This window comes from Gluconobacter sp. P1D12_c, from assembly GCF_018812105.1.
GTDB classification, from domain to species: Bacteria; Pseudomonadota; Alphaproteobacteria; order Acetobacterales; family Acetobacteraceae; genus Gluconobacter; species Gluconobacter oxydans_A.
The window spans coordinates 1-12,192 of sequence record NZ_JACSIQ010000024.1 but is presented as its reverse complement, the minus strand read 5'-3'; the positions used below and the strand labels follow the sequence as shown (position 1 = coordinate 12,192).

The 12,192-nt window shown below is 56.5% G+C and carries 15 protein-coding genes, 1 pseudogene and 1 other annotated feature; of the genes and pseudogenes, 9 read left to right on the top strand and 7 right to left on the bottom strand.

Annotation, left to right across the window (positions count from 1 at the left end; genetic code table 11):
• The 3 genes from KP705_RS14615 to KP705_RS14605 all read left to right on the top strand — a co-directional run.
• Nucleotides 1-300: helix-turn-helix domain-containing protein (locus KP705_RS14615; RefSeq protein WP_252348411.1), on the top strand; the 300-nt coding region annotated here is incomplete at its 5' end.
• A gap of 460 nt (nt 301-760) precedes the next feature.
• A complete protein-coding gene (locus KP705_RS14610) occupies nt 761-1,102 on the top strand; it encodes a type II toxin-antitoxin system RelE/ParE family toxin (RefSeq protein ID WP_015075038.1) in 342 nt (113 codons plus the stop codon).
• Nucleotides 1,099-1,395: a DNA-binding transcriptional regulator gene (locus tag KP705_RS14605; RefSeq protein ID WP_015075037.1), complete on the top strand. Its 297-nt coding sequence runs from the start codon at nt 1,099-1,101 to the stop codon at nt 1,393-1,395. The genes KP705_RS14610 and KP705_RS14605 overlap by 4 nt, the downstream gene beginning before the upstream one ends.
• A gap of 109 nt (nt 1,396-1,504) precedes the next feature.
• Here the strand turns inward: KP705_RS14605 and cynR are convergent, their stop codons facing one another.
• Nucleotides 1,505-2,404, bottom strand: a complete 900-nt coding sequence (gene cynR, locus KP705_RS14600) for a transcriptional regulator CynR (protein ID WP_015075036.1) — start codon at nt 2,402-2,404, stop codon at nt 1,505-1,507.
• 321 nt (nt 2,405-2,725) lie between these two features.
• Here cynR and cynS point away from each other — a divergent pair, with 321 nt between their 5' ends.
• The 3 genes and pseudogenes from cynS to KP705_RS21155 form a co-directional block, all read left to right on the top strand.
• On the top strand, nt 2,726-3,196 hold the full coding sequence (cynS, locus tag KP705_RS14595; RefSeq protein ID WP_016738501.1) for a cyanase: 471 nt from the start codon (nt 2,726-2,728) through the stop codon (nt 3,194-3,196).
• A gap of 73 nt (nt 3,197-3,269) precedes the next feature.
• Nucleotides 3,270-3,734: a DUF1348 family protein gene (locus tag KP705_RS14590; protein WP_015075033.1), complete on the top strand. Its 465-nt coding sequence runs from the start codon at nt 3,270-3,272 to the stop codon at nt 3,732-3,734.
• 66 nt (nt 3,735-3,800) lie between these two features.
• A pseudogene (locus KP705_RS21155) lies at nt 3,801-3,933 on the top strand (alpha/beta fold hydrolase); the annotation flags it as partial.
• Between the two features lie 271 nt (nt 3,934-4,204).
• Here the strand turns inward: KP705_RS21155 and KP705_RS14585 are convergent.
• Nucleotides 4,205-4,861, bottom strand: coding sequence for a TetR/AcrR family transcriptional regulator (locus KP705_RS14585; RefSeq protein WP_016738502.1), 657 nt, complete (start codon nt 4,859-4,861; stop codon nt 4,205-4,207).
• 108 nt (nt 4,862-4,969) lie between these two features.
• Between KP705_RS14585 and KP705_RS14580 the strand changes: the two genes are divergently transcribed.
• Nucleotides 4,970-5,536 (top strand): hydrolase, encoded by a 567-nt coding sequence (locus KP705_RS14580; RefSeq protein WP_016738503.1) that lies wholly within the window; start codon nt 4,970-4,972, stop codon nt 5,534-5,536.
• A gap of 48 nt (nt 5,537-5,584) precedes the next feature.
• A complete protein-coding gene (locus KP705_RS14575) occupies nt 5,585-6,988 on the top strand; it encodes a DHA2 family efflux MFS transporter permease subunit (RefSeq protein WP_015075030.1) in 1,404 nt (467 codons plus the stop codon).
• Nucleotides 6,989-7,147: 159 nt separating this feature from the next.
• Here the strand turns inward: KP705_RS14575 and KP705_RS14570 are convergent, their stop codons facing one another.
• Nucleotides 7,148-8,137, bottom strand: a complete 990-nt coding sequence (locus KP705_RS14570) for an amidohydrolase family protein (RefSeq protein ID WP_015075029.1) — start codon at nt 8,135-8,137, stop codon at nt 7,148-7,150.
• A gap of 160 nt (nt 8,138-8,297) precedes the next feature.
• On the opposite strand from KP705_RS14570, the gene KP705_RS14565 reads away from it, so the two are divergent.
• Nucleotides 8,298-9,221: a LysR substrate-binding domain-containing protein gene (locus tag KP705_RS14565; RefSeq protein WP_015075028.1), complete on the top strand. Its 924-nt coding sequence runs from the start codon at nt 8,298-8,300 to the stop codon at nt 9,219-9,221.
• 260 nt (nt 9,222-9,481) lie between these two features.
• Here the strand turns inward: KP705_RS14565 and KP705_RS14560 are convergent, their stop codons facing one another.
• From KP705_RS14560 to KP705_RS14545, 4 genes are all read right to left on the bottom strand, one after another.
• Nucleotides 9,482-10,660, bottom strand: coding sequence for an HNH endonuclease (locus tag KP705_RS14560; RefSeq protein ID WP_015075027.1), 1,179 nt, complete (start codon nt 10,658-10,660; stop codon nt 9,482-9,484).
• A gap of 354 nt (nt 10,661-11,014) precedes the next feature.
• Nucleotides 11,015-11,203 (bottom strand): OST-HTH/LOTUS domain-containing protein, encoded by a 189-nt coding sequence (locus KP705_RS14555; protein ID WP_015075026.1) that lies wholly within the window; start codon nt 11,201-11,203, stop codon nt 11,015-11,017.
• Nucleotides 11,204-11,241: 38 nt separating this feature from the next.
• Nucleotides 11,242-11,358 (bottom strand) — a sequence feature (AL1L pseudoknot).
• Complete coding sequence (locus tag KP705_RS14550; RefSeq protein ID WP_016738505.1) at nt 11,313-11,636, bottom strand: transposase; 324 nt, start codon at nt 11,634-11,636, stop codon at nt 11,313-11,315. (Overlaps the previous feature by 46 nt.)
• A gap of 250 nt (nt 11,637-11,886) precedes the next feature.
• The coding region (locus tag KP705_RS14545; protein WP_215764713.1) for a helix-turn-helix domain-containing protein at nt 11,887-12,192 on the bottom strand (306 nt) is incomplete at its 5' end.

The following is a 12,192-nucleotide window of genomic DNA, read 5'->3' as shown; positions in this document are numbered from 1 at the left end:
GGCGTGATCCTCTATCATCTGCTTCAGGGGACCTTACGCTTCAACGCCATCCGCAAGCGCCTGCCCAATATCACCCAGAGAATGCTGACGACCCAGCTTCGCGAACTGGAGCGCGACGGGTTTGTCTTACGGACGGTCTACCCGGAAGTYCCGCCAAAGGTGGAATACAGCCTCACCCCACGCGGGCGGACCCTTGAGCCCGTCATCATGGCTCTCAAAGCCTGGGGCGATGAGCACACAGAGTTCGGACATGTTCCTGAGATCTGCGCCGATATGAAAGGCTCTCCAACAAACTCTTAGCGTACGTTTTCGAACAACCTCTCACCGCTCCCCGTACCCCTTTCACACCGAATCGGAATGTCCGCTTCCACAGGTCGTTCGCTTGAAGCGGACCGACTGCAATCCCCCCCCCCCAAAGCCGCCGCAAAACCAATAAAGGATTGCAGGCCTGTGCGGAGGTGTAATTCCTTACACACGGCATGGCAGAGGCAATGGAACCAACTTGCCAAGAAGCGTCATTGTCTACTGACGATGGCTCCAGGCCAGCACATCGGAAGAGCTTTTGGGGAAGATTTTATGCATTCTACCCTATGTCCGATAATAAGAAAAAACGGACATAGATTTTATGGCGGGAAACTGCCGGTTTTGGAGATTTCATGCAGTTTCTGGGGTGCTCTTTGTCTGGATACCCGCCATACCGCTCGCCTCTCTGAACTATACGCCGTTGACGTATATGCTATTAGCATATATTCCATTGTGAATGTCAAAGCTGCAGACCGTTGTCGAACTGCCTGAATTCATAAAGCGGGCAAAAGCCCTGATGTCAGACGACGATCGTATGGCTCTGATTAACATGCTCGCTGCAATGCCAGATGCTGGCCTTTCTTTAGGCGGCGGTCTGCGAAAGGTCCGTTTTTCCCGCGAGAATGGTGGGAAGAGGGGAGGGTACAGAACTCTCTACGTTTTTGGTGGAAGACAGATGCCTCTGTTTCTCCTGACTGTTTTTGCCAAAAACGAGAAAGACAATCTGACACGATCTGAACAGGCCGCCCTGGTAGAGTTGAGCAAGACGCTTGTTGCGAAATACGGAGAACCATCATGAGCGCTTATGACAGCATTCTGCAGGGGCTAAATGAGGCTCTTGCCTATTCGGACGCTCCGGCCGACGACTGTGTGACCCACCAGGTGCGTGTTCCGTCGGTTGACGTGGCGGCCATCAGAACCCGGACCGGACTCTCTCAGGCCCAGTTTGCCAGAAGCATCGGGGTCGCCAAGGGGACCCTTCTGAACTGGGAGCATGGCCGTCGTCAGCCAACCGGACCGGCTCAAGTTTTGCTGGCGATGTTGGATAAGCGACCGTCGTTAGTGAGTGAGCTGCTTTCTGCCGTTCGTTGAGAAAACACAGGTCCCGATATACTCATTCAGACGACCGATATGGGGGGTAAGCGGAACGTCTGCTATCGGAAAGCGGTAACCGAAAACAGCCTTCTGGCGCGCGAGTGAGCTATCTTATCGACGCTGCGTTCAGATCCTGAGCAAAGAGATCGAGCGTCGCTATGAACGCACCCGCGGCTGCGGAGCGATAGGCCCCATCTCGTTGTAGCAAGACCACCCGTCGCTCATCTATCGCAGGAAATAATGGCCGGGATTGCAAATCGTCCCGTTCATGGACGACCGCCTCGGGGAGGAGCGCCACCAGCGAACTCGATTTTACAAGTTCGATCATGGTCGTCATCGAGCTCGTCTCAATGACAATGTTCGGCCTGATCCCATGCCGCTTGAAATGCCTGTCGATAGTGTGGCGAGTGGCGAAAGATTTACCCAGCAGAACCATCTCCTCCCGCTCGATACATTCAATGTCGATAGCCTCATTGTTCATCACCGGATGATCATATCGGCCGATTAACGATAGTCGCTCGGAGTGGAGTGGATGCGCAACGATGCCGGTAACGCTGGGTGTCCCAAACGCGATGGCACAATCGAGATTGTCATCAGCAAGGTTGGTTTCAATTTCGTCCTGTGACATTGCCTTCAATTCGAGGCTGATCCCCGGATATTTCTCTCGGAAGCGGCGCGCGAGTGGTGCAATCAGATAGCCGCCGAAACTGGGAGTGAATCCGAGCCGAAGTACACCGGAGCTTAGGTCGCTCACGTCACGGGCGGCACGACCCGCAGCATCTAATTCGCGAAAGGCGCGATGCACATGGCTCAAATAAGTTGCGCCTGCATCCGTTGCGCGAACAGCTTTCCCCGAACGGTCTAGAAGTTGCACGCCCAGCTGTTCCTCCAGCTGACGAATCTGCTGCGATAGCGCCGGCTGAGAAACGTGCAGCGACTGGGCGGCACGTGTGAAACTAGCGTGCTCGACCACGGCGGAGAGGTAGCGAAGATGACGAAGGAGCATCCGTATAACGCCTGCTTATGGAAACTATCTGTTATCCGTCTTGGACAGTTATAATCGAGAAGTCGATACTCCCCTCATCGACTACGGAGATCGACAGGGTGCAAAGGCTAATCGAAGAATTCAAAAAATTCAGGGAGGGAGAATATCCCGGCCGTATCCCGCTTTTCCAAGGGCTGGCAGCGAAGCACGGACCAGATACGCTGTTCATTACCTGCTCCGATAGCTGGGTTGTTCCCGAGGCCCACGCGACTGACATCCCCTTCGCTTCCTGCTCCCATCGATCCTGAGCGATTTTATACCGCCCCAATGAAGGGTAGACTAATGGCCCAAATACAAGTGACCCAGACGGCCCGTAAGACGCTGACCGAAACCGTCATTCAGGCGAAAGCCGAAAGGCAGCTTAGTTGGGCAGCTATCGCTGCAAACAGCGGACTTTCGAGGGAGTTCGTTACCGCCGCGCTGCTCGGGCAGCACCCGCTCCCGGCGAGCGCGGCTGAGGCTGTCGGTGAGACGTTGGGCCTCGCTGCCAGCGAAGTCGGGCTTCTACAGGCAATCCCCATCCGGGGTAGTTTCCCACATGGGGTGCCCACCGACCCGACAATATATCGCTTCTACGAAATGATTCAGGTCTATGCCACAACCTTGAAATCGCTCGTCCACGAGGATTTCGGTGACGGCATCATCAGCGCCATTAACTTTAAGCTCAAGTTTGAGAAGCAGGAAGACCCCGAAGGTGGGCATCGGTGCGTCATTACACTCGATGGCAAATATCTCCCGACCAAGCCCTTCTAACGGACCAGCAGGCCCCGCTGTGGTTTTGTAGGGCTGGCCCTTACCAACATCACTCATCACGAAAGCAAATAAAATGTTTCGTCCTCCGCTGCCCCCCTTCACTCACGAAACCGCGGTCGAAAAGGTTCGCCTCGCCGAAGATGGCTGGAACAGCTGCGACGCCGCCAAGGTCGCCCTCGCTTACACGCTCGATACACGCTGGCGTAATCGGGTCGAATTCGCGACCAATCGGGAACAGGCTCAAGGCTTCTTGGAGCGCAAGTGGAACAGAGAACATGAATATCGGCTCATCAAGGAATTGTGGGCTTTCACCGGCAACCGGATCGCCGTCCGCTATGCCTATGAATATCGCGATGATGGCGGGCAGTGGTTCCGCGCCTATTGCAACGAGAATTGGCATTTCGCCGAAGACGGGCTGATGTCGAACCGCCACGCCAGCATCAACGAAATGCCGATTAAGGAGTCGGAGCGCCTGTTCCATTGGCCTCTCGGTCGTCGCCCGGACGATCATCCTTCGCTGAGCGACCTCGGGCTGTGAGTTCCAAGCGCGTCATCCAGTCGATAACGCGCGTTCAACCAACTCATACGGAACAGCCGCCTATCGGACCCGCAGATGCTATTCTTTTTGTTGAGAGGATTCCGCGTAGTCGCCCATGATCGTCGTGGTCATGGGCGACTACGCGCAAGTCAGCGAGGGGCACGACATGGACCATTACGCTGCCGACGCCGCAGAGGTCTGACAACGGTGCCGGAAGGGCGGCATTGTCCCGACGCGGTCATCGAGGTTCAGCTAGAAACGTCGGCTTTCGGGCAGCCGCCACCACCACTTCTATGTCGTAGAGGTAGGCGACTGCCGCCTACCTGCTAAGCAATCGGCCATTGCCGGGCACGAGATTTTCGCGTCAAAACTGTGTTAGTTCTCCCCGATTTTCTCGCATTCATTTAGCCTCCTCACTTGGGATGCGATGAAATTGGCGTTTGAAACCCGGGCTGCACCAATCTGCGAAATTATAGCTCTGCGTCCGTTATGCCATCTGGAGTACGCCGAAACGGCTGCAGCCGGTCCGTTAGATAGAGACGGTGCATTCGCCGCAATTCGTCAGGCGCGCCTGGCGTCGTAGGGGCGTCCTTCGCCAGCATGCTGCGCAGCACTTTCATAATGTTTAGAACGACCGCAGCAATATCTCTCGCCAGTGCTTCATCCAACCCTGGCGCACAGACACGCAACGCTGCCGCAATTCCGGCTATGGCATGTCCTCGTGCACGATCACGGATCTCCATCTTGTCAGTCCGTGCCTCCATCAGCGCAGACAGGGATTTCACGCGAGGATGAAGCGTGACAAGCAGTTCGATCAGAACGTCTGCCAGAGCGTCCGGGGATAGTGTGGCGGCACGTTTGGCGAGTGCCGCGTATTCGTCTTCCAGAACGGCGATATGCCGCTGCACCAAAGCGTCCGCCACAGCCTCCTTGTTCGGAAAGAAGCGATAGAGCGAGCCGATTTTTGCTCCGGCGCGCGCGGCGATCTCCGCCATGGTCGTCGCTTCGTACCCTCGTTCCGCCATGAGGTCGGACGCGGCCTCCAGTAACTCCTCGACGCGCTGACGCCCAGCCGCGCGCATCGGCTGAAGGGACGTCCGTTCACCTCTTGACGAATTTGAGTCCATCCTCAAATAATGCTCCTGCTTGAGTGTCTACTCAACTTAATAACGTTTCCGCGTGTTCCGGACAACGGTTCGGGATGGCGGTCGAACGTCAACAGGGAAGGTCTTGCCATGATTTCACTTTCGGCCACCAGGACGGCCCTCGTTCTGATCGATCTCCAGAAGGGCATTACGGGGCTTCCCCTGGCTCCGACATCGGGTGCGGCGATTGTTGAGCGATCGAAAGAACTCGCAATACGTTTCCGGGCTGCTGGCGCTCCGGTCATTCTGGTAAATGTAGCATTTTCTCCAGATTTCGCGGATGCCGTTCATGCGGTCGTCGATCGCTCCTTTTCACCGCCTGGCGGCTTCGCACCAGACTGGGCTAAACTGGTCGACGGGCTTGCCGAACCGACCGATCTGTGTGTCACGAAGCGGCAATGGGGTGCCTTCTACGGCACGGATCTCGATCTTCAGTTAAGACGACGCGGTATCTCGACCATTGTACTGGGCGGAATCGCGACCAATCTGGGCGTGGAATCTACCGCCAGGGCGGCTCATGAGCATGGATATAACGTCGTGCTCGCCACGGATGTCATGTCCACATTCACCGAAGAGATGCAGCGCTTTGCCTGCGAGGAGATTTTCCCCCGCCTTGGCCGCGTGACGACAAGCGACGCAATCGCACTGGACGCGTAAGCGCATGGTGGATGTCTGCGCGTCTCACGCTTCCCGGCGAGATCGTTCATGAACACCAGAACATCGTTGCCATCCCAGGGTTCGGATCAACTGCCTCCGGGCACCTGGAAAATCGTGAGCGTCGCGGCGGTCGGATCTTTCATGGCGCAACTGGACGCCACGATCGTCAATGTGTCGCTCCCCGATCTTGTCGCGACCCTGCACGCGCCGTTTTCACACATACAGTGGGTGGTCAGCGGCTATCTGCTGGCACTCGCCCTGACGTTGCCGCTGAATGGATGGCTTGTAAGTCGCCTCGGGGGGCGGGCAGTCTATTTATGCTGCTTCGGTGCCTTCACGCTGACATCAGGCCTGTGCGCACTAGCGTGGTCTGCACCGTCCCTGATCGTATTCCGGCTACTGCAAGGCATGGCGGGCGGACTGCTCGCTCCTATGGCGCAGATGACGGTAGCTCGTGTGGCGGGCCGACAGATGCCGAGGGTCGCGAGCGCAATGACGGCACCTGTTCTGCTCGCGCCGCTTCTTGGACCCGTCGTCGCCGGTGCCATTCTCTCCATTACGTCCTGGCGATGGATCTTTCTTCTCAATGTTCCGGTCGGGCTTGCGGCTTTTGTCCTTGCCGTTCTGTTTCTTCCTGACGATCGGCATGACGAGCGCCCCCGTCCACTTGACCTGACAGGGCTAGGATTTCTCGCACCCGCTCTCGTCTCGTTTCTCTACGGCATGGATCATGTCGCCCGGCTTTATGGACAGGCGACTTTAGGCGCGTCCCTCGTACTGTTCGTCCTGTATGTCCGATCCGCGCGACGCAAGGGCGATGACGCGCTGATCGACCTGCGCCTGCTGCGTGCGCCTGCTTTTTCGGTGTCGGCGATCATCATGTTTCTGACGAACGGGGTGTCGTTCGCTGGTCAGATGCTTCTACCCGTATGGCTGATCCATGCCTGCGGTGTCTCGCCCGAGCGGACGGGCCTGTTCATGGCCCCCCTGGGTCTGGGGATGATGTGCGTCTATCCGCTCATTGGCCGTCTGAGTGACCGGTTTGACGCGCGCGATCTGACCGGTTGCGGGGCTCTTTTGTCCTTTGTCGGCACACTGATTTTAGTGTTGCTCGCTTATAACGGTCTGAACGTCGTCCTGCTCGCCTTAGCATTGTTGCTGCGTGGCGGAGGTGGGGGCGCTGTCGGTATTCCGGCGATGAGCGCGGGATATGCTTCGATCGCACGCGCAGATATTCCGATGGCAACGACTGCGCTGAACATCATGCAAAGGATTGGGGGACCGACATTGATCACAGCGTGCGCCACGTTCCTCGGGTGGCGGCTTGCGGCAATCGCTCCATCCCATGTCGCATCGGAGGCTTATGCCGAAACATTTGGATTGCTTGCATTATTCCATGGCGCTCTGTTGCTCACCACGCGTTTCATCAAGTCTTCAGAGAGGAAACGTTAGTTCGGATCGAACTGAACCCGTCGTGCATGGATACTCGCCTGAGAAAATGAAAATTACCCAGGCAAGATTGGCCAGTGTCGTCCGCTATGCGGTCATTCGTTTGTGTTTCAGATTGTCCTATATGTAGGCGAATGCTGCCATGGCAGACACGTCAATTATTTAGAGCAACTGCGCTAGCTCTTCTGTGAGCCGCTCCCAGTTTCCGTGCGCGAAGCCCTGCGTCGCGGCCTGGTCCAAACCGCAGTTTTCGAGAAAACGTCGTGCGTCGTAGCCGGCGCGGTATTGATACGGGTAGTCGGCGGAGAACAGCAGCCGGTCATAGCCGACGATCCGTGCCGCCTGTTCCAGATAATGTGGCAGGTAGATGCCGCTCGCCGTGACAGACAGGTTGCGCCGGAAATACGTCGTCATGGACTGCTTCAGTCCGGAAACGCGATCCATGTTGGCGATACGCTCGGCGTAGAACAGAACCAGTTCGCCCCAGTGGCCCAAAATAACCTGTAGGTTCGGAAAACGGTCGAAATGGCCCGCCAGCACAAGGCGCAGGAACTGGATGCCGGCGTCATAATGCCAGCCGAGGCCGAAACAGGAAAACGCGGCGTCTACCTGCGGGCTGAACCCGGAATAATAGGCATCCCGAACGCCCTTTTCCGGTGTTCTAGGGTGAAGAAGGATTGGCGCTTTCAATACTGCAGCGCTCTGAAAGATCGGCAGAAGATCGGCGTGGTCTAGGTTGCGATGGCCCACGCGTCCGCACAGCATCGTGCCCTTGAAGCCAAGTGTCTTGACGCAGCGTTCAAGTTCCAGGGCCGCTTCGTCAGGGCTCGCCACGGGCAGCGTCGCCAGCGCCTGAAAGCGGTCTGGATGGCGGGCGACCGCCTCCGCCACGGCATCGTTCACGCGGCGCGCCAGATCGACGCTGTCTGGTCCGAGGTCGTGCAATGACGGTGTGGTGAGCGAAAGCACCTGAACGTCCAGCCCTGTTTCGTCCATGAGTGACAGCCGCTCTTCGGCAAGATCAGCCAGGCGCTTCCCAAGCGGTCCCCCATGGAACGCAACGCTTGGATCAGCGGCTTCAAGACCGATGGCAGACCAGGCGTCCTTCACTTCGGTGGTCAGGAAATGCTCTTCGATACCGATCAACTTCATAGAATGGTTCCTTTCCACAGACTGCCATCCCAACGGACATGCCTGTTTTCACGTCATCGAAAATAGGTGCGAAACCAAAGCAGGCGCTAGACGCATGAAAATCAAAGTATCATTGCATGGGACGCTATCTGTTGCCGGTCATTGTCGATAGACTCAGAGCATGGAAAACGTGGATTTCAACCTCCTGACAGCGCTCGATGTGTTGCTCGACGAGGCCAGCGTGACTGGCGCGGCCCGCCGGCTCGGGCTCAGTCCGTCCGCCATGAGTCGCACCCTGACACGGCTGCGCTCGACCACCGGCGATCCGTTACTGGTGCGGGCGGGGCGGCATCTCGTGCCCACGCCCTATGCAGTAGATATCCGCGAGCGCGTTCATGTCCTGACCCAGGACGTGCAGGACGTCCTACGCCCTCGACATGGGGAACTGGATCTGAAAGCGCTGGATAGGACATTCACCCTTCGCGCCAATGAAGGCTTTCTGAATGTTGCTGCAGCGCCTCTTGTCACTGCCATCATGAAGGAAGCGCCACGGGTTCGCCTGCGGTTTGCACCCAAGCCTGACAAGGATGCGTTGCCACTACGAGAAGGAAGGATCGATCTGGAGATCGGCGTCCGGGGTGCGTCTGCACCAGAGGTCCGAAGTCGGCTCCTGTTCCGGGATACGTTCGTCGGCGTAGCACGTATCGGCCATTCTCTTTTCGTAGACGGAGATATCAGCGTGGCGCGCTACGCCGCTTGCCGTCATGTCGTGGCCTCACGACGCGGGACATTCAGGGGACCGGTTGATGATGCACTCGAGCAACTGGGGTACCAACGTACCGTGTCGGTCGTTGTGCCTGGATTTCCAGATGCGTTGGAAATCGCCAGACAATCAGATCTGGTCACAAATGTCCCGCGATCATGTCTCGCGAACCTCGCTGATGATCTTGCAAGGGGGGCGAACCTGAGACTGTTCCAGCTTCCTGTAAAAACATCTGGAATCGCCATCTCCGTCATGTGGCATCCCAGAATGGATGCTGATCCTGCACATCGCTGGTTTCGCGATACCGTCCGGGCAGTATGTCGCGAGTTTCTGGCTTGTTAACGATGTCTGCTTTCGGAAAGGCACTCTGTAGTTTCAAGCGTCCAGAATGTAGGCGAATGCGGCCTGTCTGCTCCTGCATCACTGAGCAGACAGGCGGATCAGGGGGGGGAGCGGAATGTCTGCTATCACCTGATGAGATTAGAAGAGCGGCCGTTAATGCGGTCGATGTTCATGACAAATTAACGCCGCATTTGGATCATTTTTTTGCAACGCTCACGTTTCGATCTTCTGAGCTGACGGCTAGTTTCAAACTGCTTGAATTACGCCGTGGCCAGCACATTCTCGATATAGGCGAAGGCGAATTGACAAGCCGCCGCTTCGTCCAGCCCTGTGACGTGCTTCCACCACGGCGTTGACCGTTTAACGAACAACTCTTTTAACCTCTCTAAGTGCTCTGTCGTCAGCGGCTGACCCGGGACGCCTCCACAGTTGGCCCAAGCGAAGTCCAGGCTCTCACGCACCACATGTTCGCCCTCAGCGGTATGTTGTGCACCCGAGATTGAGCCGAGAATTGCGCCAGCAGCCTCCAATCTTTTTTCCTCATTGACACGTTCGCAGTTGTAGATCGCCCTGATATCCTCGGCATCCAAGTCGATATGGACCGCGACCTGTAGCTGTCCACCCGTGCGAGGATCTAATGCATAAACTGACTGTAACCGATTACAGACATAGTCGCGGCCGAGGCAGACCACGATGCGGTGAATGCCGAAGTATTCCACGTAGCCGAGGATCAAACCTGTGGCCGGGTTTGCGTCGATAGCGACGCAATGCAGAGGCATGGCTTGCGGACGACCATCGACCAAATCATCGCCGTCATAGAATCTGAAACAGGGTTCCGCGTCTGTCTTACGCAGATACGATATTGCATCGCCGCATGCCTCAATTGGAAGACCGGCGTGGTGTGCCAGCGCCAACGCGCTTTTTACTAGGGATCGGCCCGACAATGGCCCCCCGAAGCTCAGGTCAATGTCGATAGCACCCATCGCATAGGACCGTTGGCTCTCCGCTCCGACTAATATCGCCTCCATATCCACCTTGGGATATTTGCGCTTCAGCCCCTTTAAGGTCTCTCGAGCCTGAGTGAACGATCCTGCTGTTACGTCGATACGCTCGTCATTCCTGAGCAGCGTACGCATAACTACTGGCCGTACCATTTCCAACTGGCCGCCGACATCCAGCAGAAAGTCCTCATTCGCCGTGGTGGTGACCTTCATACGTGATGTTTTCCCGTTCTGGCGTTTGATACCGATGTGGAGAGCGAGAGGCCGCAACTGCTTCTCTAGTTCTGCGTCCCAAGTCTGGCCTGCTCGGTTATTACAGTCGCCATGCAGGAAATTGTTTACAGTTCGGCGCCCCCCGATCGCGTTAGGGAGAATATGCTCTTTTGAATCATCGGCGGGCGCTATGCCTTGACCGCAAATGGCACAAATTGCTGACACATCATCCCCCTAGGCAAACAGCGTCGGCCCCAAGGAAACGCGTGTTTATCTCTCCGATTTTACCCTAAAACTGTAAGTCTCGCTATCGGCCTAACCCGCCTGCAAGAGATCGTGTTGCTTATGTCCGTTATGCGGAAAGCTGTTCATCGGTGAGTATGTCAAATATGAGGGCACTGCTGCCTGTCTGTTCAGGTTTCCTCGAGCAGACAGGTGGCTCTTGGGGGAAGGCGAATATCTGCGTTTCAACGAGAACCATGAGGAAGCTGGCGTCACCGCCAATACCGGAGCGTTACACATCCTTACCGAGGCAGCGTGTAAAAATAATCGTTCCGGATGTGCAGTCTGTCGTCCCGGTCACCCATTGGCGGAAGCAAGTTTCAGTTTCACCATGACGACTTTGGGATGGTCGCCGATGCGCTCGACATCTAAGAGGCCGGATGCCTCGGCCAATTCGGACAGGCGGCTATAGCCGTAGTTGCGTGCGTCGAAGTCCGGTGCCTGTTTGGCAAGAACAGCTCTTTGTCTTTCTGGCTGCGCGCACAAGGTTTTTTCTGCCTGGCAACGGTTGCATAATAGACAGATGGCGCAATCGGCAGGATCTTGCAGATTGACCCGACACCATATGTCTGCCGATGCTCCTCAATGAAGCGCGTCATGGCCCGAACCGGCGGTCGAGTTCCGCCTGGGCAAAATACGCAGAAGCCTTACGCAGGATTTCATTGGCCTGCCGCAATTCGCGGTTCTCTCGCTCCAGTTGCCTGATCTTTTCCCGATCAGGCAGTTCACTCACCGCAGGCGCATTGGCCCGCTCATGCAGACGGGTCCATTTTGACAGCGTGTCAGGATGAATATCCAGCTTTGGCGCTATCATCATCACCGCAGACCAGCGTGATGGATGGCTCTTCTCTTCCTCCAGAACCATGCGAGCCGCACGTTCACGAAATTCAGGCGGAAAACGCTTCGATTTGTTGCTCATGAATTCTTCTTACCTCTCGGGTCGTTCTGTCTCCACAAAACCCGGGGCAATTCAGATTGCCTTTTACAACCAACAGCGCCCTGATCAGGCATTGAAGATGATGACCCCGGATGCGGCTTACGCCGCTACATTAACCGCATGACCTGAGCAGAAAGCGGTGGGTCATTACATGGTCGTACAGAAGAACCAGCGTGATCAAGCAAAACCAGAAAAATGGAATCACAGTGGATCCCTCAATAACAGCAGGTTTTTAGAACCCTCCATCTGTTGGCGAGCCCTTCAGGTCGGCGCAGACCTCAGGAACACGTCCGAACGTCGTATGCTCATCGCCCCATCTCTTGAGAGTCATAATGACGGGCTCAAGGGTCCGACCGCGTGCGGTCAGACTGTATTCCACCTTTGGCGGAACTTCCGGGTAGACCGTCCGTAAGACAAACCCGTCGCGCTCCAGTTCGCGAAGCTGGGTCGTCAGCATTCTCTGGGTGATATTGGGCAGGCGCTTGCGGATGGCGTTGAAGCGTAAGGTCCCCTGAAGCAGATGATAGAGGATCACGCC